Origin of the sequence: Ruminococcus sp. NATIVEDY161 (genome assembly GCF_045819895.1) — a bacterium.
GTDB lineage: Bacteria > Bacillota > Clostridia > Oscillospirales > Acutalibacteraceae > Ruminococcoides.
In genome coordinates, this window is sequence record NZ_CP162392.1 from 1130586 (window position 1) to 1154036 (window position 23451).

At 47.3% G+C, this 23451-nt stretch carries 23 protein-coding genes and 2 riboswitches; of the genes, 13 read left to right on the forward strand and 10 right to left on the reverse strand.

Annotated features, from left to right (window positions below; all coding sequences use genetic code 11):
• The first annotated feature begins 268 nt into the window (after positions 1–268).
• From rffA to AB1I50_RS05565, 11 genes are all read left to right on the forward strand, one after another.
• Complete coding sequence (gene rffA / locus AB1I50_RS05515; RefSeq protein WP_407725325.1) at positions 269–1399, forward strand: dTDP-4-amino-4,6-dideoxygalactose transaminase; 1131 nt, start codon at positions 269–271, stop codon at positions 1397–1399.
• A 3-nt stretch (positions 1400–1402) separates the two neighbouring features.
• Positions 1403–1930 carry a UDP-4-amino-4,6-dideoxy-N-acetyl-beta-L-altrosamine N-acetyltransferase gene (gene pseH, locus AB1I50_RS05520; protein WP_407725209.1) on the forward strand — a complete coding sequence of 176 codons (528 nt, stop codon included), beginning with the start codon at positions 1403–1405 and terminating at the stop codon, positions 1928–1930.
• 4 nt (positions 1931–1934) lie between these two features.
• Positions 1935–2882 carry a glycosyltransferase family 2 protein gene (locus AB1I50_RS05525; RefSeq protein ID WP_407725210.1) on the forward strand — a complete coding sequence of 316 codons (948 nt, stop codon included), beginning with the start codon at positions 1935–1937 and terminating at the stop codon, positions 2880–2882.
• A complete protein-coding gene (locus AB1I50_RS05530; protein ID WP_407725211.1) occupies positions 2875–3234 on the forward strand; it encodes an EamA family transporter in 360 nt (119 codons plus the stop codon). Before AB1I50_RS05525 ends, AB1I50_RS05530 begins: the two co-directional genes overlap by 8 nt.
• Positions 3227–3619, forward strand: coding sequence for an SMR family transporter (locus AB1I50_RS05535; protein WP_407725212.1), 393 nt, complete (start codon positions 3227–3229; stop codon positions 3617–3619). Before AB1I50_RS05530 ends, AB1I50_RS05535 begins: the two co-directional genes overlap by 8 nt.
• Positions 3620–3633: 14 nt before the next feature.
• Positions 3634–5094 (forward strand): hypothetical protein, encoded by a 1461-nt coding sequence (locus AB1I50_RS05540; RefSeq protein ID WP_407725213.1) that lies wholly within the window; start codon positions 3634–3636, stop codon positions 5092–5094.
• A gap of 12 nt (positions 5095–5106) precedes the next feature.
• A complete protein-coding gene (gene rfbA / locus AB1I50_RS05545) occupies positions 5107–5982 on the forward strand; it encodes a glucose-1-phosphate thymidylyltransferase RfbA (RefSeq protein ID WP_407725214.1) in 876 nt (291 codons plus the stop codon).
• 14 nt (positions 5983–5996) lie between these two features.
• Positions 5997–7049, forward strand: coding sequence for a dTDP-glucose 4,6-dehydratase (gene rfbB / locus AB1I50_RS05550; RefSeq protein ID WP_407725215.1), 1053 nt, complete (start codon positions 5997–5999; stop codon positions 7047–7049).
• A 181-nt stretch (positions 7050–7230) separates the two neighbouring features.
• Positions 7231–7605: a BlaI/MecI/CopY family transcriptional regulator gene (locus AB1I50_RS05555; RefSeq protein ID WP_407725216.1), complete on the forward strand. Its 375-nt coding sequence runs from the start codon at positions 7231–7233 to the stop codon at positions 7603–7605.
• Positions 7606–7608: 3 nt separating this feature from the next.
• Positions 7609–9360: a M56 family metallopeptidase gene (locus AB1I50_RS05560; RefSeq protein WP_407725217.1), complete on the forward strand. Its 1752-nt coding sequence runs from the start codon at positions 7609–7611 to the stop codon at positions 9358–9360.
• Positions 9361–9521: 161 nt separating this feature from the next.
• On the forward strand, positions 9522–9869 hold the full coding sequence (locus tag AB1I50_RS05565) for a hypothetical protein (protein ID WP_407725218.1): 348 nt from the start codon (positions 9522–9524) through the stop codon (positions 9867–9869).
• 449 nt (positions 9870–10318) lie between these two features.
• Here AB1I50_RS05565 and AB1I50_RS05570 read toward each other — a convergent pair whose 3' ends face one another.
• From AB1I50_RS05570 to gap, 3 genes are all read right to left on the reverse strand, one after another.
• Positions 10319–11296: a DUF4428 domain-containing protein gene (locus AB1I50_RS05570; protein ID WP_407725219.1), complete on the reverse strand. Its 978-nt coding sequence runs from the start codon at positions 11294–11296 to the stop codon at positions 10319–10321.
• A 23-nt stretch (positions 11297–11319) separates the two neighbouring features.
• A complete protein-coding gene (locus AB1I50_RS05575) occupies positions 11320–11877 on the reverse strand; it encodes a DUF6935 domain-containing protein (protein WP_407725220.1) in 558 nt (185 codons plus the stop codon).
• A gap of 368 nt (positions 11878–12245) precedes the next feature.
• The gene (gene gap / locus AB1I50_RS05580) at positions 12246–13277 is read right to left on the reverse strand and encodes a type I glyceraldehyde-3-phosphate dehydrogenase (protein WP_407725221.1); all 1032 of its coding nucleotides are present in this window, start codon (positions 13275–13277) and stop codon (positions 12246–12248) included.
• A 551-nt stretch (positions 13278–13828) separates the two neighbouring features.
• Here gap and rny point away from each other — a divergent pair.
• Positions 13829–15382, forward strand: a complete 1554-nt coding sequence (gene rny / locus AB1I50_RS05585; RefSeq protein WP_407725222.1) for a ribonuclease Y — start codon at positions 13829–13831, stop codon at positions 15380–15382.
• 370 nt (positions 15383–15752) lie between these two features.
• Entirely contained in the window at positions 15753–17240 is a 1488-nt protein-coding gene (locus tag AB1I50_RS05590) for an IS5 family transposase (protein ID WP_407723075.1), read from the forward strand.
• Positions 17241–17250: 10 nt separating this feature from the next.
• Here AB1I50_RS05590 and AB1I50_RS05595 read toward each other — a convergent pair whose 3' ends face one another.
• The 7 genes from AB1I50_RS05595 to AB1I50_RS05625 form a co-directional block, all read right to left on the reverse strand.
• A complete protein-coding gene (locus tag AB1I50_RS05595) occupies positions 17251–18468 on the reverse strand; it encodes a M56 family metallopeptidase (protein WP_407725223.1) in 1218 nt (405 codons plus the stop codon).
• 1 nt (position 18469) lies between these two features.
• Positions 18470–18826, reverse strand: a complete 357-nt coding sequence (locus AB1I50_RS05600; protein ID WP_407725224.1) for a BlaI/MecI/CopY family transcriptional regulator — start codon at positions 18824–18826, stop codon at positions 18470–18472.
• Between the two features lie 184 nt (positions 18827–19010).
• Positions 19011–19583, reverse strand: coding sequence for a folate family ECF transporter S component (locus AB1I50_RS05605; protein ID WP_407725225.1), 573 nt, complete (start codon positions 19581–19583; stop codon positions 19011–19013).
• Positions 19584–19645: 62 nt separating this feature from the next.
• A riboswitch (THF riboswitch) is annotated at positions 19646–19743 on the reverse strand.
• Between the two features lie 98 nt (positions 19744–19841).
• Positions 19842–20516 (reverse strand): ECF transporter S component, encoded by a 675-nt coding sequence (locus AB1I50_RS05610; RefSeq protein ID WP_407725226.1) that lies wholly within the window; start codon positions 20514–20516, stop codon positions 19842–19844.
• A gap of 105 nt (positions 20517–20621) precedes the next feature.
• Positions 20622–20760, reverse strand: a riboswitch (FMN riboswitch).
• Between the two features lie 37 nt (positions 20761–20797).
• On the reverse strand, positions 20798–21523 hold the full coding sequence (locus AB1I50_RS05615) for a DNA alkylation repair protein (protein ID WP_407725227.1): 726 nt from the start codon (positions 21521–21523) through the stop codon (positions 20798–20800).
• The gene (locus AB1I50_RS05620; protein WP_407725228.1) at positions 21507–22382 is read right to left on the reverse strand and encodes a LicD family protein; all 876 of its coding nucleotides are present in this window, start codon (positions 22380–22382) and stop codon (positions 21507–21509) included. Before AB1I50_RS05620 ends, AB1I50_RS05615 begins: the two co-directional genes overlap by 17 nt.
• Entirely contained in the window at positions 22375–23451 is a 1077-nt protein-coding gene (locus tag AB1I50_RS05625) for a glycosyltransferase family 2 protein (protein WP_407725229.1), read from the reverse strand. The genes AB1I50_RS05620 and AB1I50_RS05625 overlap by 8 nt, the downstream gene beginning before the upstream one ends.

Below are 23451 nucleotides of genomic sequence, written 5' to 3' on the forward strand. Positions count from 1 at the left end.
AACCAAATATTTTCCGTGCAAAAAACTTCTAAAAATCAAATTCCGGAGCTGTTTTGTGTAAATTTACCAAATGACAAGTTGACGTTTCGATTATATTTGGTTATCGCTGAAAGGCGTTTTTCACCGCGTTTGTTCAAATCATAAAATCGGCTCGAAAAGGCGCTAAAAAGGTGTGGTTTTATTGACTTTTACAAGTATTTATAATATAATGGTATGTGAATTAGAATGTTTAATTATGGTAAAAATCAAAGTAGAGGAAAGTGATATTATGATACCGTTCAACAGACCTCCTTTTTTGGGAACGGAATTTAATTACATCAAGGAAGCCGTAAATAATCAAAAAATCTGCGGCGACGGTGAATTTACAAAAAAATGCAACGCTTGGATTGAGGAAAAGACAGGCACAGCAAAGGCTCTGCTGACTACCTCGTGCACCCATTCTCTTGAAATGGCGGCGCTGCTGCTCGACATAAAGCCCGGCGACGAGGTTATTATGCCGTCATTTACCTTTGTTTCCACCGCCGACGCTTTTGTTTTGCGCGGAGCAAAGATTAAATTTGTAGATATCCGCCCCGACACAATGAACATCGACGAAAAGCTCATTGAGCAGGCGATTACCGATAAGACAAAGGCGATTGTTCCTGTTCACTATGCAGGCGTAGGCTGCGAGATGGACACTATTATGGACATCGCGAAAAGACACAACCTCAAGGTTTGCGAGGACGCGGCTCAGGGCGTAATGAGCGAGTACAAGGGCAAGGCTCTCGGCGCAATCGGCGACTACGGCTGCTACTCCTTCCACGAGACTAAAAACTACAGCATGGGTGAGGGCGGCGCTCTCCTTATCAAGGATGAAGAAAACGCTGAGCTTGCCGAGATTATCCGCGAGAAGGGCACTAACAGAAGCCGCTTCCTGCGCGGTCAGATTGACAAATACACCTGGGTTGAGGCCGGCTCGTCCTACCTTCCCAGCGATATGAACGCCGCTTACCTCTGGGCTCAGCTTCAGGAAGCGGATATGATTAACAACAACCGTCTCGCTTCGTGGGACAAGTACTACAAGGCTTTTGAACAGCTCGAGCAAAAGGGCTATGTAACCCGTCCGGTAATTCCGGCGGAGTGCAAGCACAACGCGCATATGTTCTACCTCAAGGCTGAGAACATTGATGTGAGAACAAAGCTTATCTCCTACCTTAAGGAGAACGACATTCTCGCGGTATTCCACTACGTTCCGCTCCACAGCGCACCTGCAGGACAGAAGTTTGGCGAGTTCGTAGGCGAGGACAAGTACACAACCAAGGAAAGCGACAGACTTTTGAGACTTCCGATGTACTACGGCTTAAAGGACGACGAAATTGAGCGCGTAATCGACGCTGTAAACAAATTCTATAAGGGTTAATTTATGAACAACAACGTAACTATTAGACCGATGACCGAGGCTGACACCGCCAATATCGTAAGATGGCGCAACACCCCCTCGGTTTACGAACACTTTATATACAGAACTCCTCTCACCGAGGAGGCTCACCTTAACTGGCTTCACAACCGCGTTGAGACCGGCGACGTAGCGCAGTTCATCATCGTAGATAACGAGAGCGGCACGGACGTCGGCTCGGTTTACCTGCGAGACATCGACCGGCAGCACAAAAAATGCGAGTACGGTATTTTTATAGGCGAGGACAGCTGCCGCGGAAAGGGCATCGGATCTGCCGCCGCGAAGCTTGCCATCGACTACGCATTTGAAAAGCTCGGTATGAACCGCGTGTTCCTCAGAGTTTTTGCCGACAACAAGCAGGCAATCAGGAGCTACGAAAAAGCAGGCTTTAAGTACGAGGGCACGTTCAGGGACGACGTTATCATCGACGGCACTCCCTATGATATGGTATTTATGGCAATCCTCAGAAATGAATGGGAAAAGGGTGTAAAATAACCTAATGAAAAAGCTATCATTTGTTATTCCGTGCTACGGCTCGGAGCATACAATCGGCACGGTTGTTGACGAAATCGTCACCACCGTTGAGGCGGACGGCAGATATGACTACGAGATCATCCTCGTAAACGACAGCTCTCCCGACAACGTATTTTCGGTAATCGAAAAGCTCGCGGCGGAAAATCCGCACATCAAGGGAATCGACCTCGCGCGCAACTTCGGACAGCACTCGGCGCTTATGACCGGCTTTTCGTTCGTGACGGGCGACATCACGGTTGCCCTCGACGACGACGGGCAGACGCCCGCAAACGAGATGTTCAAACTCATTGACGCACTTGACGACAGCTGCGACTTGGTTTTTGCCGAGTATAAGGACAAAATGCACTCGGGCTTCCGCAACTTCGGCAGCAAGGTCAACGACAAAATGGCTCAGTGGCTTATCGGTAAGCCAAAGAATTTGAAAATTATGAGCTACTTCGCCTGCAAGCGCTACGTAACCGACGAGGTTCTGCGCTATCCCAACCCCTTCCCCTACATCAGCGGACTGCTCATCAGAGTTACCAACAAGGTTAAAAACGCAGAGGTTCACCACCGTGAAAGGCTCGAGGGCAAGTCGGGCTACACAATCGGCAAGCTGCTCCTGCTCTGGATTAACGGCTTTACGGCGTTTTCGGTCAAGCCGCTGCGAATTTCCACCTTTGTCGGCGTAATCACTGCAGTAATCGGCTTTATCTACGGAATTTACGTAATTATCAATAAATTTTTCATTCACCCCAACGCTCCGCTCGGCTACAGCTCAACAATGGCAGCCATGCTGTTTATCGGCGGTATGATTATGCTGCTGCTCGGTATGATTGGCGAGTACGTCGGCAGAATTTACATCAGTATTAACCGTTCTCCGCAGTACGTTATCAGGAGAACCGTGGGTGTTGAGGACAAAAAGAATGGATAACAAAAAGAAAAAGTTTGACTTTAAAACCTTCGCGGTGCTTCACTTTATACTTTTGCTCTACTCGTTTGTAGGCGTGTTTATGAAGCTCGCGTTTCAAAATGAGATGTTCTCATTTAACTTCTTCCTGTTTGCCGGACTCGCGGTGCTGTTCCTCGGAATTTACGCGATTATCTGGCAGCAGGTGCTCAAAAAAATGCCCCTTACCGTGGCGTTTACCAACAAAGCAATCTGCATTGTGTGGGGTATGCTGTGGGGAGCGCTGTTTTTGGGCGACCAGATTACCTGGTACAAAATTCTCGGCTCGCTGATTGTATTCCCGGGCGTGGTATTGGTGGTGTCGAGCAATGAATAAGGATACTATGGTAATTATTTTTTCAGGCGTATTTTTATGCTCGGTTCTGATTTCATCAATTTCTCAGATTTTGCTTAAAAAGAGCGCCGACCGAACCTACGACAGCAGACTTAAGGAGTACCTTAACCCCTTGGTAATCGTCGCGTACATTATGTTTTTCTGCTCGATGATGATTACAATGTACTGCTACAGATACGTTGACGTTTCCGCAGGCCCTATTTTTGAGAGCGCAGGTTACGTATTTGTCGGAATACTCGGATTTATTTTTCTTAAAGAGAAATTTACCGCCAAGAAAACAATCGGTATGGTTCTCATTCTTCTGGGAATTGTCGTGTTTTCCTTCGGCGGAGAGATATTTAATTTTATTTCAAAAATGTTTGCATAGGTTAGAGGATATTTATGAAATTGATTAACGCGTTTATCACAAGGTACAAATCCGACAAGGTTTTCCTTGCGGAATGGCTGCTCGCCATCGCAACGGGACTCTTTGTCTTTATCACCTCGTCAACGTGGGATTTGCAGAGCTTAACGCAGTGGTCGGTAAACTTCTGGCACGTCCTGTTTGACGGCGGAAATATAAGGAACTTCTACCAGTATACAGCCGACAACGTCTGGAACGTCCACCACACCCACATGGGCTCGGAGCTCATGAGCGTGCTTCCGTGGTCAATCTGGAATTTGCCGCTGTACTTCGTAGAGAAGTTTACAGGCAGAGCGATTGTCGGTTCACCCGTAATGCTTGCTTACTCCAAGTTTTTCCTCGTTATAATCTCGGTAATCACGCTGATTTTTGCCAAGAAAGTAACCGAACAGATTACAGGCGACAAAAACAAGGGTATTTGGGCGGCTTTTCTTTCGGCAAGCTCGATTTACCTCTACATCTCGGTGTGCTACTCGGGACAAAACGAGATATTTATGATTTGCGCCTCGGTCATCGCGGTTTACTGCCTGTTCAACAAAAAGCAGGGCTGGTTTATCTTTTGGTCGGCGCTCGCAATCTCAATCAAGCCGTTTTTCGTGCTGGCGTATTTCGCGATACTGCTGCTGCTCGAAAAGAAAATCTACAAAATTTTCTTCAAGCTGCTCATAGGACTGAGCGGAATGATTGTACAAAAGCTTTTCTTCAACGGCGCTCCGGGATATGAGGAGAGTATGAACACAGGTCCGGCAAAACAAATGCTTATGGATATGTTCCCGGGCAACCTCAGCACTGCGTTCGGTCCGGCATCGTTCTTCGCTATATTCCTGATTTTAACCTATATTTACGCGTACACACGCGACTTCTCTTTTGATACGCTTAAGACGGACCGGGTAAGGACGGAAAAGTTCGTAATCTACACCATTTGTCTTGTGTATATGAACTACGTAATGTTCTCACCGTTCTCGTTCTACCGCATAGACATTCTCGTACCCTTCCTCTTTATTTTGATTGTTCAAAATGAGAAAATGGTATTCTACAACTCGCTGTTCGACTTTACAATGCAGCTGGGACTTATGATAAAGCTGATACTGCGCGGCTCGCAGATGTTCCAAATCAGGTTCATCAACAAAAGCCTTATTTACCGCTTATTCGGCTACACTGTTAAGTACAACGACGAGGGTAAGTATATGAACATCGACAACTACCTTCTCGACAAGGACGAGCTGTACGACCATTTGCAGCCGCTGTTCTCGGGTATCGCGGTAATCTGCGGTATACTGCTGCTGGTGTTCAACCACCCCGACGAAAAATACACATTAAAGCTTAACGCGGAAAAGAGAGTAAGAGCGCTGCTTTGGCTCAGAACAATCATCATTCTTCCCTTCGCGGTATTCTGCGTTTATCTGTTCACAATGGCTCCCGAAAGAGTATACGGTTAAGGAGATGACAATATGAAAGGTATTATTCTTGCAGGCGGCAGCGGTACAAGGCTGTACCCCATGACGCAGAACGTTTCAAAGCAGCTTTTGCCGATTTACGACAAGCCGCTTATCTACTATCCGCTCTCAATATTAATGCTTGCGGAAATCAATGAAATTCTCGTAATCTCAACAGAGAAGGACACTCCTCTGTATCAGAACCTTTTGGGCGACGGCTCGCGCCTTGGTATCTCAATTGAATACGCCGTTCAAAAGGAGCCCAACGGACTTGCCCAGGCGTTTGTAATCGGAGAAAAGTTCATTGGCGACGACAATGTATGCCTTATTCTCGGAGACAATGTTTTTTACGGTCAGAATTTCCCGAATATGCTCCTCAGAGCAAAGGCGAAAAACAGCGGCGCGACCGTGTTCGGCTACCCTGTTAACGACCCGACAGCCTTCGGCGTTGTTGAGTTTAACGAGCAGGGCAAGGTAATCTCAATCGAGGAAAAGCCCGAGCACCCAAAGTCAAACTACGCTGTGCCGGGAATTTACTTCTACGACAACAAGGTCGTTAAGTACGCAAAGGAGATTGAGCCCTCGGCAAGAGGGGAGTATGAGATTTCCTCAATCAACAGCCTCTACCTCGAAAACGGCGAGCTCGACGTTGTTCTGCTCGGCAGAGGAATGGCTTGGCTCGACACCGGAACACCCGACGGTCTGCTCAAGGCGGCGGAGTTTGTTCAGACAATCCAGTCAATGCAGGGCTTGTATGTAAGCTGTATCGAGGAAATTGCATGGAGAAAAGGCTACATCACCTCGGAACAGCTCGAAAAGCTCGGCAAAGAGCTTGAAAAGACAGATTACGGTCAGTATTTATTAAATCTGGCGAAAAACAATAAAAAATAAGGGAGAATATCACTATGAAAAACGTACTTGTAACAGGCGGCGCCGGCTTTATCGGCTCTAACTTTGTACATCATATGCTCAAAAACCACGACTACAACATCATCAATATCGACTCGCTCACCTACGCAGGCAACCTCGACAACCTCAAGGACGTTGAGAACGACAGCAGATACACCTTCTTGAAGGTTGATATCCGCGACCGCGAGGCTATCACTGAGATTTTTGAGAAGTACGACATTGACACCGTTGTTAACTTCGCGGCTGAGTCGCACGTTGACCGTTCAATCACCGACCCCGAGATTTTCCTGACAACAAACGTTATCGGAACTCAGACTCTGCTTGACGTAGCAAAGAAGTTCTGGAAGGTTAACCCCGACGACAAGTACTCCACCGAGTACAAGGAAGGCGTTAAGTACCTGCAGGTTTCTACCGACGAGGTTTACGGAGCTCTCGGCAAGACCGGTATGTTTATGGAGACAACTCCCCTCTCGCCCAACAGCCCCTATTCGGCTTCAAAGGCGAGCGCAGATATGGTAGTAAGAGCTTACCACGAGACCTTCGGTATGCCCGTTAACATCACACGCTGCTCAAACAACTACGGTCCTTACCAGTTCCCCGAAAAGCTCATTCCGCTTATGATTAACAACTGCAAGAGCGGCAAGCAGCTCCCCGTATACGGCGACGGTATGCAAATCCGCGACTGGCTGCACGTATCCGACCACTGCAACGCTATCGACACCGTGCTCCACAAGGGCGTAATCGGTGAGATTTACAACATCGGCGGCAACAACGAGAAGGCTAACATCGAGATTGTAAAACTCATCATCAAAACCCTCGGCAAGGACGAGAGCCTTATCAAGTACGTTAAGGACCGTCCCGGTCACGACAGACGTTACGCGATTGACAATACAAAAATCACAACTCAGCTCGGCTGGGCTCCCAAGTACACCTTTGAGCAGGGAATTGCCGAGACAATCCAGTGGTACCTCGAAAACGAGGAGTGGATGGACAAAATCACCTCCGGCGACTATATGAAGTACTACGATAATATGTATAAAAAGGCGTAAACTATTTGAATGTAGGGGCGTGCATTGCATGCCCCTACAGCAATACATATAATATATACCGTAGGGGCGGACCCGTGTGTCCGCCCGTTTTATTTTAAAAACATCTTGACATATCAAGGTTACGGTTGTAAACTATAATTACAGTTTACAACCGTAATCTTTAATTGTTTGGGGTGATAATATGAAAAATGAAATCAGCATTTCCGAAGCCGAGTGGAGCGTAATGGAATTTCTTTGGAGCAATCCGCTCTCGACCATCACGGACATCCGCAAGGCGCTCTCGCGTAACGGCTGGAGTGACTCCACAATCAAAACCCTTGTCCGCAGGCTTGTGTCAAAAAAAGCCGCCGCGATTAACGACGAGGGCGCGGTGTTCCGCTATTACGCGCTTTTGTCAGAACAGGAATGCAGGCTAAAGGAGACAAAGAGCTTTATAAACCGCGTGTACAACGGCTCGGTAAATATGCTCGTCACCAACCTCGCGTCGGAATCAAACCTAACCGAAAAAGAGACGGAGGAGCTTTTGCGCCTGATTGACAAAATGGGAAAGGAGTAAGCTATGAGCCCCAACACTCTTTCTGACTTTTGGTTTGCACTTGAGCAAGTCGCACAGCCGCTGTGGTTTTGGATAGTGCAAGGCGCGGTTTTCACCACGGCTACCGCGCTGTTAATTATCGTTTTCAAGCTGATTTTCAAAAACCGTATCAGCGCAAAATGGCACTTCCTTGTCTGGGCAATTTTGCTGATAAGGCTTGTCTTTCCCGTTCTGCCCTCAACGCCTGTTTCGATATTCAATTTTGCGAAAATGGACGAGCAGTCGGTCACTTCATCATCGGTGGTAAATATCGTTTCGCAGGAAGGCTATTACAGACAAAACGACGAACCGCGCTACTCCTTAACCTTTGGTGAGAACGCCGTGCCCGATAACAACAAACCTGACAGCGACGGAGTATATTACAACACCAACGTTCACGCGTTCCGCTTCGGAGAATTTTTCGCGATGATATGGGCAGCCGGAGCGCTTGTACTCTCCGTTTACTTTATCATTGTTTTGATAATTTACCGACGTGGACTAAAAAAGAAACGGCACGAATGTGACGAAAAAACACTCTCAGTCTTTAACTTCTGCAAAGAAAGGCTGGGCATAAAGCGCAGCGTTCGTCTTTACTTTGCTGACACCACGCCTGTGCTGACCGGATTGTTCAGACCGTCAATCCATATCCCCGACAGCTACAGTGAACACGAGCTAGAAGCTGTGCTTATTCACGAGCTCTGCCATTTAAAACACCTCGACGTTTTATGGTCGGGCGTAGCCGCGGCAGTGCTGTGCCTGAATTGGTACAACCCTGTTATCTGGGTAAGCTTCTTTATGTTCAAGCGTGACATTGAGCTTTACTGCGACGAGCGCACGCTCAAATTCACCGGCAACAGGCAGCGCTATGCAAAGCTGCTGCTGAAAACCGCGACAAAGAACAGGTACGTCCTCGGCACAAGCTCACTTCAAAGCGGCAAGTCGGACGTAAAGCGGAGGATAAAATTTTTAGCGAAATACAAAAAGATAACCGCCGTTGCGGTCATAGCGGTGATTTTAGCTGCGGCAATTTCCGTAATCTGCCTGACGAACGCTATGGATAAAAACTACAGACCTGGAAAAACCGATGAGATTAACCCAAATATATCCTATGATTATAACTGGGCTACGGACACGCTGGACATTTACGGCGAAGGAGATATGAACGAGTATGAGACTTCAAATCCGCCGTGGCAATCCACCGAAAGCACGAAAAAAATTATAGTTCATAACGGCATTACAAGTCTATGCTCAAATGCTCTTTCCGCTGATATTGACGGAAATACGGGAAAGCCGAGAAACGGTTTACAGGATACAACGCATATAGAATTGCCGGATTCTCTTACAAAAATCGGAGATTTCGCGTTTTTAAACTGCATTAGCTTGACGGAAATCAAGCTTCCGAAAAACCTCACCGACATTGGTGAAGCTTCATTTAGACTGTGCAAATCCCTAAAAAGTATTGAATTGCCCGACAGCGTTACGGTTATCAGCGACAGTTTGTTCAGTGACTGTGAAGCACTTGAAAGCGTAAAGCTTGGCATAAACACAAAAATCATTGGTAATTTTGCTTTTTCGGGAACAAGGCTCAAAGAGATCGATATTCCCGATACAATAACCAAAATCGGTGTAATGGCGTTTTCCGGCTGTGATTTTACAACTGTAACCATTCCACAATCCGTTACTTTTATTGATGATCGTGCTTTGGGCTACAACGATAACGGTGAAAAACGGAATTAACAATCAGGGGCTATGAGGGCTCTGCCGCGGAAAAATACGCTGATATTAACGGATTTAAATTTGAAGCTATCGGGCAGGCAGAAATAAACAGCGAGACATTTAGAATAATTTCTAATATACAAATATCGGATTATTATTTAGAAACCGACAGCCAAGTTCCTTTGAAAACCGCAAAAATAAATGATATTAATGATGCTATATCTATAATTAATACAATGGGACAGCTTGACCCTGATTTTACGTTGTATGACTTAAGCCAAATGGATAAAAACTTATACTTTAGAAAAACGGCGTCCGACAAACTACCATACTATTGTATAGTTGAAGGAACAGAATCTCACGATAAAGCTTTTTTGTTCTTTAAAAAGCCTGACGGATATTGGATATGCCGTGATTTTATCGCTCTTTTCGAGGACGGCAGTCCGTATATTATACGTAATTTCCATGTAGAACCTCTAGCTGACGGTGAAAACGCACTGTTAAATCTAATTGCAAAAGTTGATAGATAATAGTGGTGAAGAAAAAAGCCTGTTCCGGTAAATTTCGGAACAGGATTGCGTTTTATAACAAGTCGATTAAGGTTTGCTTGTTAAATCAAAGTTGCGGACGAGAGTAAACGTCTGCTCTGATGACAGCCGCAAGGTGATTCCCTTATTAAGGGAAATGTCAGCGAAGCTGACAAAAGGATTGCCGGCGTGCTAAGGCTGTCACTACATTTAAATTATAAAGTAATAATTGTTAAGCGTGGCAATTAAGGAAAAGCCGCCCCTCAGTCGCTAACACGACAGCTTTTTCTGGCGAAAACGGCAACCCTTTTGTCACTTCGTGACATTTCCCCTGACAGGGGAATCCCCCGTAGCTTAACGCGACGGGGGAGCCTTTAAAATATATATCAAATTTTTTCTCTTAATTAAACTCTAAACTCTTAACACTAAACTCTAATCTCAAAACTCTATTCTCAGTTCTTCTTCGCTCCGCAGCTCTCGCAGAAGTTGCCGGTGTTTGTTGCTCCGCAGCAGGGGCATACCCAACCTGCCGACTGCTTGTAGGGTTGCTGCGGCTGCTGATTAAAATTCTGCTGACCGTAGGGCTGCTGCGGCTGTTGGTTAAAGTTCTGCTGACCGTAAGGCTGTTGCGGCTGCTGATTAAAGTTCTGCTGACCGTAAGGCTGCTGCGGCTGCTGGTTAAAGTTCTGCTGACCGTAGGGCTGCTGCGGCTGCTGGTTAAAGTTTTGCTGTCCGTATGGCTGCTGTTGGTTAAAATTCTGTTGTCCGTAGGGCTGCTGCTGACCGAAATTCTGCTGTCCGTAAGCCATTCCGCCCACAGTGCCCATATTGCCCATATTTGCGTTGCCGTTCAGCGCCATAACAATCTCATTAGCCTGCTGCTCGTAACGTCTGAATTCCTCGGTGTAGCGGCTCTCAGGTCTTTGGTCGGTGAGCTCAAACTGGATGTCGCTGAAATACGGCGAATTTACGGTGATGTAAATTGTAATCTCGTACTCGCAGTCGTATCTGGGCGGATTGTAGGACTCTCTCCTGCCCTCGTTGTTCTCGCGGTAAATCTCGGACTTGTGCTCCTCAACCTCGTACCTCGCGCTGATCACGTGAGCAATGTCGATAATATCGGCGTTCTCCGAGCGGTAGTCGCTCTTGCGGCTGATTACAAACTTCGCCTGGGTGTCGTCAATATAAACCTTCGTGTTGTTGCCGAGCACGCGCGTGGCGTTGAAGTAGTTTAGGTTCTGCCTGTTTTGCTCGCGGTAAGCAAGCTGAGCCTTGATTTCATCAAGTGTAGATTTTTTTCTGCCGGTAAAAAACGGTGACAGCTTGGCGGCGCACTTGCTGCAAATGTTGCCGTCCTCGAGCTTTCTGTTGCCCAAAAGGCCGATTTTCTCTCCGCAGATATCGCAATATTTCTTCTCAAAAAGTCCCATAGTAATTCTCCTTTATGTTAAATTTATGCCCAGGGGTTGCTGCTCTCGGGAGCGCGGATTCCGACGAGCAAAAACTGCTCCCAAAGATACCACTTGCCGTCCTTGGCAAGCCTTAAGAGCACCTCGCGCGGACTATCCGCTCCGCCCGACCTGATAAATAGCTTGGCGTAGCCCTGATTTTGGTATGAATACGGATTTTCGCTGACCGAAATTGTGTACGGCTGCGAGGGCAGGTAGTCGTTCTGCGGAGTCGCGCCCTTGAAGTACGACCTCGGCACGTAGTCGCTGTCCATAAAACGGTCCCTGATAAACTGCTTTTCATACGGACTGAGCGTGCCCGGACCTTTCAGAAACTCGAGCATTTGATAACAGAGCTCCTTGTCCTGCGGATAAAAGCAGAGGGCAAGCACGGTAAGAGCCGCGGTATCAAACGGATTTGCAAGGGCTGACTGCGGCAAAGCCATAAACTCCTCCAAGGTTTCGGGGAGCTTGGCAAAGGTCACATCGACGGATTTATTAGAGCCGCCTGCGCCTTGAACGGCACCCTGCGCCTTGTTCGTAATGTTATCAAAAAGTCCCATAGCTACACTCCTTTAGTCAGTTAAAATGTTTACATTTTCATTATACGGTAAATTAAACAAAATTACAAGGGATTTTAAGATATTTTTATTATTTATTAAATCATTGTGTTGTAGGGGCGTGCAGTGCACGCCCGCTGATAGGAAACCAATTTTTCCTTTCAAAAAACGGTGTAATGGGAACGCTCGGCTTATGCGGGCGAGCAATGTGATTCCCCTGTTAGGGGAAATGGGCGTAGCCCAAAAGGGTTGCCGACGTGCTAAGGTCGCCCCTACAATTTTTCATTATTCATTATTCAATATTCATTATTCACTAAAAAAGGCTGCCCCGAAGGACAGCCTTTAAGCTCAAATATTAAACCAAGCAGCTATTAGCCGAGCTCAGCAAAGTATTTGATTGTTCTAACCATCTGGCTGGTGTAGGAGTTCTCGTTATCATACCAAGAAACAACCTGAACCTCGTACAGATCGTCAGCAACCTTTGAAACCATTGTCTGAGTAGCGTCAAAGAGTGAACCAAAACGCATACCGATAACGTCTGAAGAAACGATGGGATCCTCGTTGTAGCCGAAGGACTCTGAAGCAGCAGCCTTCATAGCAGCGTTGATGCCCTCAACGGTAACGTCTGTGCCCTTAACAACAGCTGTAAGGATTGTTGTTGAACCTGTGGGAACAGGAACACGCTGTGCAGAACCGATGAGCTTGCCGTCGAGCTCGGGAATTACAAGACCGATAGCCTTAGCAGCGCCTGTTGAGTTAGGAACGATGTTAGCAGCGCCGGCTCTTGCTCTTCTGAGGTCGCCCTTTCTGTGAGGACCGTCAAGAATCATCTGGTCGCCTGTGTAAGCGTGGATTGTGCTCATGATACCGCTCTGAATGGGAGCATACTTGTTAAGAGTATCAGCCATGGGAGCAAGGCAGTTTGTTGTGCAGGAAGCAGCAGAGATAATCTTGTCGTCAACTGTGAGAACGTTCTCGTTTACGCTGTATACGATTGTGGGAAGGTCCTTGCCTGCGGGAGCAGAAATAACAACCTTCTTAGCGCCTGCGTCAATGTGAGCCTGGCTCTTTGCCTTAGAGCAGTAGAAGCCTGTGCACTCCAAAACAACGTCTACGCCAAGCTCGCCCCAGGGAAGCTCAGCAGCGTTGGGCTTAGCATAAATTGTGATTTCCTTGCCGTCAACGATGATAGAATTCTCGCCTGCCTCAACAGTGTGGAGATTCTCACCGATTGTACCGCAATAGCCCTTCTGGGCTGTGTCGTACTTAAGAAGGTTAGCGAGCATCTTGGGATCTGTAAGATCGTTGATAGCTACAACTTCGTAACCCTCTGCGCCGAACATCTGTCTGAAAGCAAGACGTCCGATACGGCCGAAGCCGTTAATAGCAACTTTTACTGACATAATAAATTCCTCCTAATATTATGGTATCTCTATTATATTACATTTTTTTCATTTCTTCAATAGTTTAAAGGCAATTTAGAGCTGAATTTTTGAAATTTTTTCTAAAAACCTACGTACATTTTTGCGGATTTGTAAATTTGCAAACCCGATTAAGACTATATTGCATTTTTTACAGACAAATTTCGATATTGTAATTATTTTTCTGCATTTCGCACGGTTGACGACTTGACATATTATTGAATTTGTTATAAAATTATTCTATAATCCGTTATTATGGCGTAATGGATTTGCAAAAGGCGTAATATGGAGTTGCCTTTTGTTATTCTTTTTACCAGACTCTTTAACAGAGCCGTTATATATAGATATTTTTTATTAATCTTGATGACCTTTGGGTTATTTTTAAGCCGTTTAAGGCGATTTTCGGCTGTCGGCTATATAAAAAATATTTAAATGATTAAAACTGAATATCTTGTCTAACGGCACCTTTTAAAGTTTTTGTAATGGAATTATGATGATTTTAAAAAAACTAAACTAAGGAGGTGTCAGTAAGTATGCAGTTACCCATTGCGATAATCTGCATCGTTGCTGCGTTGTTGGTCGGCGCTGTGATCGGTGTATTTTTGGGCATTCAAATCCGCAAGAACACTGCCGAAAAGGAAATCGGAAGTGCTGAGGAAGAAGCCAAAAAGATTGTCTCGGACGCTATCAAGACTGCCGAAGCTAAGAAGAAAGAGGTTATTCTTGAGGGTAAGGACGAGGTTCACCGCTTCAGAAACGAGAGCGAAAAGGAAATTTCCGACCGACGCAAAGAGGTTCAGCGCCAAGAGCGCAGAATTCAGCAAAAGGAAGAAACCCTCGACCGCAAGCTCGATAATGTCGAGAAAAAGGACGAGAGAGTTAACAAGAAACTCAAAGAAGCAGACCAAAAGCTCGCTGAGGTTGAAACCCTCAAAAAGAGCCAGTTTGAAATGCTTGAGAAAATCTCCGGCTACACCGCTGAGCAGGCAAAGAGCTACTTACTCACTCAGCTCGAGGACGAGCTTGTTCACGAAAAGTCCGTGAAGATTATGGAGTATCAGGAGCAGCTTAAGGAAGAAGCTGACGAGAAGGCGCGCAACATTATTTCTCTGTCTATCCAGAGACTTGCCGCCGAGCAGGTTGCCGAGGCTACAATCTCGGTAGTACCGCTTCCCAATGACGAGATGAAGGGACGTATCATCGGACGTGAGGGAAGAAACATCAGGGCGATTGAAACCCTGACAGGCGTAGACCTGATTATTGACGACACACCCGAGGCGATTACGCTGTCGTGCTTCGAGCCCGTTAGGCGCGAGGTTGCGAGAATCGCGCTCGAAAAGCTCATTTCCGACGGTCGTATTCACCCCGCCAGAATTGAGGAAACCATTGAAAAAGCAAGACGCGAGGTTGACGCGACTATCAAGAAGGAAGGCGAACGCGCCGTTCTTGAGGTCGGTATTCACAACATTCACCCCGAGCTTATCAAAATGCTCGGACGGCTTCGCTACCGTACCAGCTACGGTCAGAACGTTCTTAACCACTCAATCGAGGTCGCTTACCTCGCCGGTATGATGGCGAGCGAGCTCGGACTTGACCCGACTCTTGCAAAGCGCGCAGGTCTTTTGCACGACATCGGCAAGGCGATTGACCACGAGGTTGAGGGAACTCATATCCAAATCGGCGTAGAATTGGCGAGAAAGTACAAGGAGAGCGACGCCGTTATCCACGCGATTCACGCGCACCACGGCGACGTTGAGGCTAAGACAATCGTCGCTTGTCTGGTTCAGGCTGCCGACGCGCTTTCAGCGGCACGTCCCGGAGCAAGACGCGAAAACGTTGAAAACTACATCAAGCGCCTGCAAAAGCTCGAAGAAGTTGCTTCCTCGTTCGGCGGAGTTGACCGCTCGTTCGCTATTCAGGCAGGCCGCGAAATCAGGGTTATGGTTAAGCCCGAGGTTGTTAACGACGAGAGAATGCTTCCCCTCGCAAGAGAAATCTGTAAGAAGATTGAAGAGGAAGTTGAATATCCCGGTCAGATTAAGGTTAACATCATCCGCGAAAGCCGCGCGGCGGAGTTCGCAAAATAGCAACGTGACGTTGCATCCAATGCGCCTTTGGCTAAGTCGGTTTAATACTGACCGCGGACTAACGACGCGTCAAAGGATTGCCGGGTACGGCAATGTATTTTTACAACTCAACAAACGCAAAAAATAAGCGCTTCCGCAAAACGGAAGCGCTTATTTTTATGCTCTTATATTATCAGTCATACTGTAAAAGTTCGATTGATTTTTTAATCAATTCTCTCTCCTCTGACATTATAAATTAGTCACTGCCTTCAAAACAAGCAATCAGTAAAATTCTCGATAAACAGTGCATTTTTCATCGAAATGTGCTATAATAAGTGCAAGAAAATAATCAAGAGCAATAAAAAAGCTTGCACTTAAGTTAGAGGACAGTATGTATAAGTTCCATAGAAATCAACAAATGAGTTTTACAGATTTCAATCAGCCCGCAGGGATGCAGATGGATCCTGAGAACCGCTGGGTAAAGAAGGCTGCGAGTATACCGTGGTACGACATCGAGATAAAATATGCCGCGCTGTTTCCGAGCGAGACCGGTATGCCGGCAAAACCTTTACAAACAGCTCTCGGGTCGCTGATGATCCAGAAGAAATATGATTATTCCGACCGTGAGCTTGTCGAGCAAATCAAGGAGAATGCCTACTACCAATACTTTATCGGACTTCCGGGATATTCTTATGAAGCGCCTTTTGCGCCGTCACTTTTGGTAGAGTTTCGCAAACGTCTGACAGATGACATCCTTGAAGACATCAACGAAATGATGATCCAATTCAATCTGCCTGAAAACAATGAAGACGATGATTCGGATAACAACAGTCACTCCGATGGCGGCGAGGATGCTGAAAGCAAAGAGAATGAGAAATCCGAAGCAGACAACAAAGGCACATTGATTCTTGACGCTACCTGTGCTCCTCAGAACATCTCTTACCCGCAGGACATCAATCTGCTGAACGAGGCAAGAGAAAATCTTGAATCCATCATAGACGATATCTGCTATACCTACAATTTTTACAAGCCAAGGATGTATCGCAAAAACGCGAGAAAAGATTATCTGAATTTGGCGAAATGCAAAAAGCGTACCAAGAAAAAGATCCGCAAGGCGATCAAGCAGCAGCTTCAGTATATTCGTCGAGACCTCGGCTATATCGATATGTTTGTATTAGCCAACGGAGTAGTTCTTACCGAAAAGCAAGCCAAGCGGTTAACGGTCATCAAAGAGCTGTATGAACAGCAAAAGTACATGTATGACAACAATGTTCACAGCGTCAAAGACCGCATCGTCAGTATTTCTCAGCCGTATATCCGACCCATCGTGCGCGGCAAAGCAAAAGCTCCGGTAGAATTCGGTGCAAAGCTGGATATGAGCATTGATGAAAACGGATTCGCACGGTTAGAGAGATTATCCTTTGACGCTTACAATGAAGCGGATGTGCTCATCTCGGCAATAGAGAGATACCGCAAGCGAACCGGACGCTATCCCGAAAGGGTGCTGGTCGATCAGATATACCGCAATCGGAACAACAGAGCTTTCTGCAAGAGCAAGGGTATCCGTATATCCGGTCCGGCTTTGGGGCGTCCAAAAAAAGAACCGACGCCGGAGGAACGCAAAACTGCATACAGTGATAACACGGATCGTATCGAAGTCGAGCGAGGCTTCAGCCTCGCAAAGAGATGCTGCGGCTTGGGACTCATCAGAACGAAGCTCGATACAACGACCCGTTGTTCCATTGCGCTTTCCCTACTGGTATTGAACCTCGAAAAATTAGCAAGAGGTTCTTTGCGCCGATTTTTGGGATTCCTGTACGACGTAATATCAATGCTGCTGAAGCTGAAAAATAACCTCATATCCGTTTCGTGCGGTTAATGAGCAGAGACTAAATTACCGGGTTTTCCCACCAGTTCTTTTCAAGCACATACTTTTCAGTGTCGCTCTCAAATGGCTGGGGTTCGACATATCCGACAGGTTCATTTCCGCTGTTATCCAAATAATCCTCGCTGTAATTATTATCCTCCGCCTCATAGCCGCTGTAATTATCCGCCTCGTAGTATATTTCTTCGGAGTTAGATGAATACTCCGCTTCGGCATAATCTTCCACGTGTGGTTCTTCATCTTTCTCAACCGTTTCGGTAGGTGCGATAGTTGAAGGCTCAGTTGCAGGTTCAGTTACAGGCGGTTCGTCCCAAATATTTTTAAGCGGATTTACCGAAACCACACTGTTATCGCGAACGACCTTTGCCGTCACGGGATTTGTGAGGAACAGCAACGTTGCCGCGGCACAGCAGACCACCGCGGCGAGCTTATAAACAAGCTTCGGCTTTTTGTAGCCGAGCACGCTTTTAATCCGCTGTTTAACCGGCTTTTCCCCAAACGCGAACGGACACGCCGCCGTAAAGGAATTTTTTGTACAGCAGTCAAGCAGAGCGGTGGAATATTCCCTACGCCTGCCAAACGTAAGATTTTTAACCGCCTGTTCGTCGCATGCAAGCTCTATATCGCGGTTAAACAGCACATACGCCGCCCACACGAGCGGATTGAACCAGTGAACGCTCAGTATCAAAAACGCGAGCGGCTTCCAGACGGTATCGAGCCGCCTGATATGCGCCTGCTCGTGCATAAGAACATAGTCGAGCGCCTTGCCGTCAATATCCGACGGCACGTAAATCCTCGGGCGAATCACACCGAGCACAAACGGTGAGCTGATAGTATCGCAGATAAAAATATTATCCCTCAGATTAAGGCTTGCGCGCACGCGGATTTTCAGCCGCACAAAGCTTATAATCATATAAAGCAACATTCCGAGTGTGACCGCTGCCCAAATTACGGTCATTATGATTTCAGCACGGCTGACGGGCGCGGAATATATGGGCGACATCGCAGGAACCGCCTTTGTAAATTCGGGCGTTACGCTGAACCGCGATTCGAACCTGAACGGAACCGTCAGCCTTACCGCAGGCAAAATCCACATCAGCACTCTTCCCTGCTTGGGAATACGGCGAAGAATCAGCCTTAAAATTATAACAGCTAAGATTATCCAGACCGACGACGCGCTCATCGAAACCAGCGTTTTTACAAAACTAATCATTGACGGCATTTCAGTCCTCCGAGGCGTTGTCAATCATCCGCTTAAGCTCCTCCGCTTCCTCGCGGCTGAGCTTGGATTTTGAGGTAAACGCCGCGATAAACTTAGGCAGAGAGCCCTCAAACTGCTCGCTGACATACTCCCTGCTTTGGTCGGCGTAAAATTCATCGCGCGTAATGAGCACGCGCACGGTTTTGTTGTCGTTTTCAAACAAACCGCGGTTTATCATATGCTTCAGCACGGTGTAGGTCGTTGTGCGCTTCCAGTTAAGCTCCTTTTCGCAAAGCTTTATAAGCTGAGCCGTTGTAACCGGCGCGTTTGCCCACACTAAATCGCAAAATTTTCCCTCTACAAGTCCGAGATTTTTCATTTTTATCCTCTTTCTGTCTAATTATACAATAAGTCTATCACCAATAGACAAGCTTGTCAAGTGCCGGTGGGCGCTCTTGCCCGCCTTTGAACAGCGTAATTGTGCGGTAATGTTTCTTCAACGGCGGGGTTATAAATAGCAGTTTTCTGCACAAAAAAAGGAGCGGAAAATCCGCCCCTGAAATTTACGCTTTCTTCCCTATTCGGTTGTCGAGCTTCGCGGTCAGCTTGCCCACGCCGAAAATCAGCAGGATTTCGGGAATACACTTGACCGCAACGCTGATGAAGCGCGTTGATAAAAACACGAGGTACGGCGTTTCATAGCCCGGATTGAAGAAGATGTAAAACCAAAACGCCGCCAAAAACGTCTCGACGGCTATCATATTAATCAGCCATCCGATGACTACCCTCGGGATTGTTACGTTGTCCTTGTACAGCGCGAAGCCATAGATTAAGCCCGTCAGCGCTCCGCTGATTGTAAAGCCCGGAATATACGCTCCGCCCGGCGCGATTAAGAATGAGATTACATCGCCCAGCGCTCCTACCAAGGCGGCAGGAATCGGGCCGAACATAGCGCCGCAAATAGCAATCGGCAAGAACGCTCCGCTGATTTTTACTGTTCCGCCGAACATCGGCAGAGTCGCGTTTGCGAACATTCCCAGCACTACCCTGAGCGCAAGGAGCATCGCGATTGCCGCAAGCGAATAGACTTTTTTTAGTTCTTTTGCAGAATTAACAAACACTTTAAGTCCTGACATTTTATACCCCCTAAAAATAAAAAAACGGGCAGAATAACTGCCCGCTAAAATACGTCAATAAATACAGCGGGATGCAAAACCGACACCGCAGGCAAAGCCTTTCGTGTTCACGGCAACTCCCCGTCCGCAAACCACTTTACGCATTGGTTTCTACTCTGTTATTGCTTTAATTATACCACCTAATGATAATTTGTCAAGGAATAGTTTTAAATAAGAAATAGTTTGTTTTTGTCAAGCCGTTTGCCCTGTGCGGCGGCTTTAAATTATGCCTGCAAAAATCAGCATTACGAGCAGCATTGTCGCTACCGCCACAGCCGAGACCACTATGACGATAATCGTATTTGTGGTTTTGTTTGTGCTGTCGTTACTCTCGCGCGTGGGAACAAGCTTTGCCTTTCGCAGAGCCGTTACAACCGCCTTGTAAAGCAGCAGCACGAGTGCCGAGTTAAGACCTGCCTTAATCGCGTTGAACGGAATGAGCACGGGCAGGAACATTTCGAGCACTGCCTGGCGCGGAACGCCCATATAAATCGGCGTCATAATGTAGTTCCACAGCAGCATTACCGCTATCATCGACAGCGAGCCTGCAACCAGTCCGATAACCGCCCTGAGCATTGTTTTTTTGCGGTAGTAGATTACCGAGGCTACGCCGACGAACGTTGCCGAAGCCAAAAAGTTCATCAAAAGTCCGATAACGCCCGTTGAGCTTGCGGTTACCATTTCGAGCAAGCACACCAAAAGCGCCATTACAAGCCCTGCCACGGGGCCGAAGATGAACGCGCCGATTGTGAGCACAACGTCCTTGGGCTCGTAGGTCAGAAATCCTGCGATGTTCGGAATTCTGAGGAAAAAGTCCGCCGCGAAGGCAAGCGCCGTGAGCATTGCCATTGCGGCAATTTTTTTGCCTGTTGAAAATTGTTTTGTGTCTGCCATAAAAAGACCTCCAAAGATTTATTAAAGTTGTCCTTGGAAAACAAAAAGCCCGGCGCACAAATTGTACGTCGGGTATTATGGTGCAAAATATGCGGCCGAGCCGCTCTGCATCTTCTTTCATCCGGACTATAACCGTCGGTGCCTGAATCTCACAGGCTCGGCAGGCAAAACACCTGTTCGCGGACTTACGAAAAAACTTCCGCTCACCGCCGGTGGAGAATTTCACTCCGCCCCGAAGACAACCTCTAATACTATTATATTACAAATTTTCTATTTGTCAATCACTTCTTAAGTGTTTTCAAATATTCTTTTGTTTCATCGCTTATTCTAAAGCTCTCGCGCGACTTTTGAATTGCCTTGTTAAAGACGTCATTTGGGATTTTCGCGGTTTTGAGGTACTCTAGCGTTGTTTCCTCACACTTTGCGACGGCGGTAGCTATTAGCCACGCCTGCGCCATTTTTACGTAGTAGTGGTCGTTATTTACGCTGTCCGTCAGGCTCAAAACCTCGTCGATGTACTCGCCGTCAAGGTAGTAGTCGAGCATAAGTACAAGTGCGGTTCTGATTGCCCAAGGATTTTCGCTCGTCAGATAAACGCTTTTGATGTGCGCAAAGAACTCCGCACGGCACTTTTTGACGTATTTTAAGCCCGAGCAAAAGCAGTCGCACAGCGCCCAATTGCTGATGTACGGAATGTAATCGTCCGCAAGCGCTGTAAAATCATCAAAGTCCCTCGGCTTTATCAGTCCGGTGACGATACCGCGGAGCATTTTTTCCTCGTAATATCCGCTGATTTGCATATTCAGGTAATCCCTCGGATTGCCTTTGGAAATCTCTTTTCCAAGCTCTCTGAGCTTCGGCATACGAACGCCGAGGAAGGTATCTACTTGCTCGGTCGGAACAAGTGCGGAATGAAAGCTCCTGTACTTTTCGTCCGCAAAAGTTTTTAAGTATTCCACAAATCGTGCGTAGTAATCCGCGCTCCAGCCGTCAACTTGTAAATTCATCTTTATGCTCTCTGTCGTACACCTCGCAGGGCGTGTTCAAATCGAGATACGCCACGTCGTGGTGAGGCTTTTGCTTGTCCGCAGGCGGAGGCGTCATATAGTCGCCAAAAACCATCGTGAGGTACTCGTCGTAGCCCTTCATACACGGCATACGCAAGCCCTCAAAGGTTACGTAATCAACGCCCTCATAAATCCGCTTGGGGTACTCGGGGCGCATCCACTTAGGCCCTGCGCACAGCTCGGTAACGCATTTGTTCTCGCTGAGCTTGTACTTTGTCATATGGCTCTCAGCCATACGCCAAATTTTGTTTCTAATCTTTTTGCCCCTGAAAATCCCGAGCAGAACCTTACTGCCGAAGGCCATCAGTCCGCCGTTGTTTTCGGGCACAACCTGCGCCAAAAACAGCGAGTAAATCATTGTCCAGACAAACTGCATTTTACGCGCGAACCGGCTGTCGGGTGCAACGTCGAGAGGAAAAACGTCAAGCACAAGTCCGTGGGGGATATCCACCGTAGTCTGGTTTGTCTTTACCATTGTGTAATCGGTGTCGGTGATAGTGATGAAGATGTTGCCGGTGAACATTTCGTCGTCGGTTTTCAAAAGCCTAAACCTGCCGTCGGCGTGCTGTTCGCGCCAGAGTTTGGGCAGTTTTTCGTAATCCCCTCGCGGAAGCATAACGTCAACGTCGTCGTCCCACGGCACAAATCCGCCGTTACGGAGCGCGCCGATAAGACCTCCGCCGATGAGGTAGAAGGTCAGGTTGTTTTTTTCGCAAAAGTCCCTGAAATACTCGAGCATCGGAAGCTGCTTAAGCTGCAGCTCGCGCAAAAGCTCAGGGGTTAACTCAACTTTATTCATAGTCTCTGACCACCGTGTGTTTGATTACCTTGCGCTTAACCTTTTCGATATGCTCCTTTGCGTGGCTGTTACGGATTTTTCTGCGCCAAAACGGAATTTGAAGCAGTCCGACGATTGTACCCACACCGTATGCCACGTGAAGCAACGGGAAAATAAACGGCAAAAGCGCAAACTGAGGCTGCATATTTTTGACCGTACAGCAGCCGACCGTGTTTACGAAATCGAACATTCCGTAAATTATCAAGAGGATATAAAGCAGGAAGGGATGCCCGAAAATCGCGAGAATTATCAGCGCGATAAGCGCCACAACAAATATAAACGGCGCAAAGTGGAAGTACGAAAGACATCCCGGGCACTCCGAAACCGTCAGGCCTATCCACCTGCCGTTGGAGTACTTTTGCCTTACCATATTTTTAAGCGTATTTCGCGAATGTTGGTATGAAATTATGTCGGGGCAGCAGCACATTTTGAAGCCTGCCTGGCGGATACGGTAGTGGAACTCGTTATCCTCGGTACGTCCGAGGTTCTCGTTAAAGCCGCCGACCGTGGCGATTACCTTTCTGCGGTAAGCCGCGTGGAAAAGGCTGTCCATATACTCCTTCTGCGTTGAGGGACGTCTGTACGCCGCGACGGAGCTTCCGAAAAGCGAGTCCTCGGCGGCGAGCAAGGTCATCTTCCAAGAGCTCACGTTTGAGCTGATGTTCGGACGTCCGCCGCCCACAACGTTCTCTCCCTGCTTAAGGTTATAGACGTTGCGCGAAACAAAGTTGCGTGGAATACGCGCGTGAGCGTCAACGCGGATGATGACGTCGCCTGTGGCGGTCATCAGCGCGGCGTTCCATGAAAACGCCTGGTTGCGCTTGGCGCACTGGACAATCCGCACGTCCATAAAGCCGTAGTCGGTGTTTTTGAACTTCTCCATTCTCTCATATGTCGAGTCGGTGGACATACTGTCCACAAAAACAATCTCGATTTTTTCATGGGGATAGTCCTGCAGCGAGATATCGCTGAACAGTCCCTGAATAGCCTCAGCCTCGTTGTAGGCTATCATACAAAGTGAAACTACCAT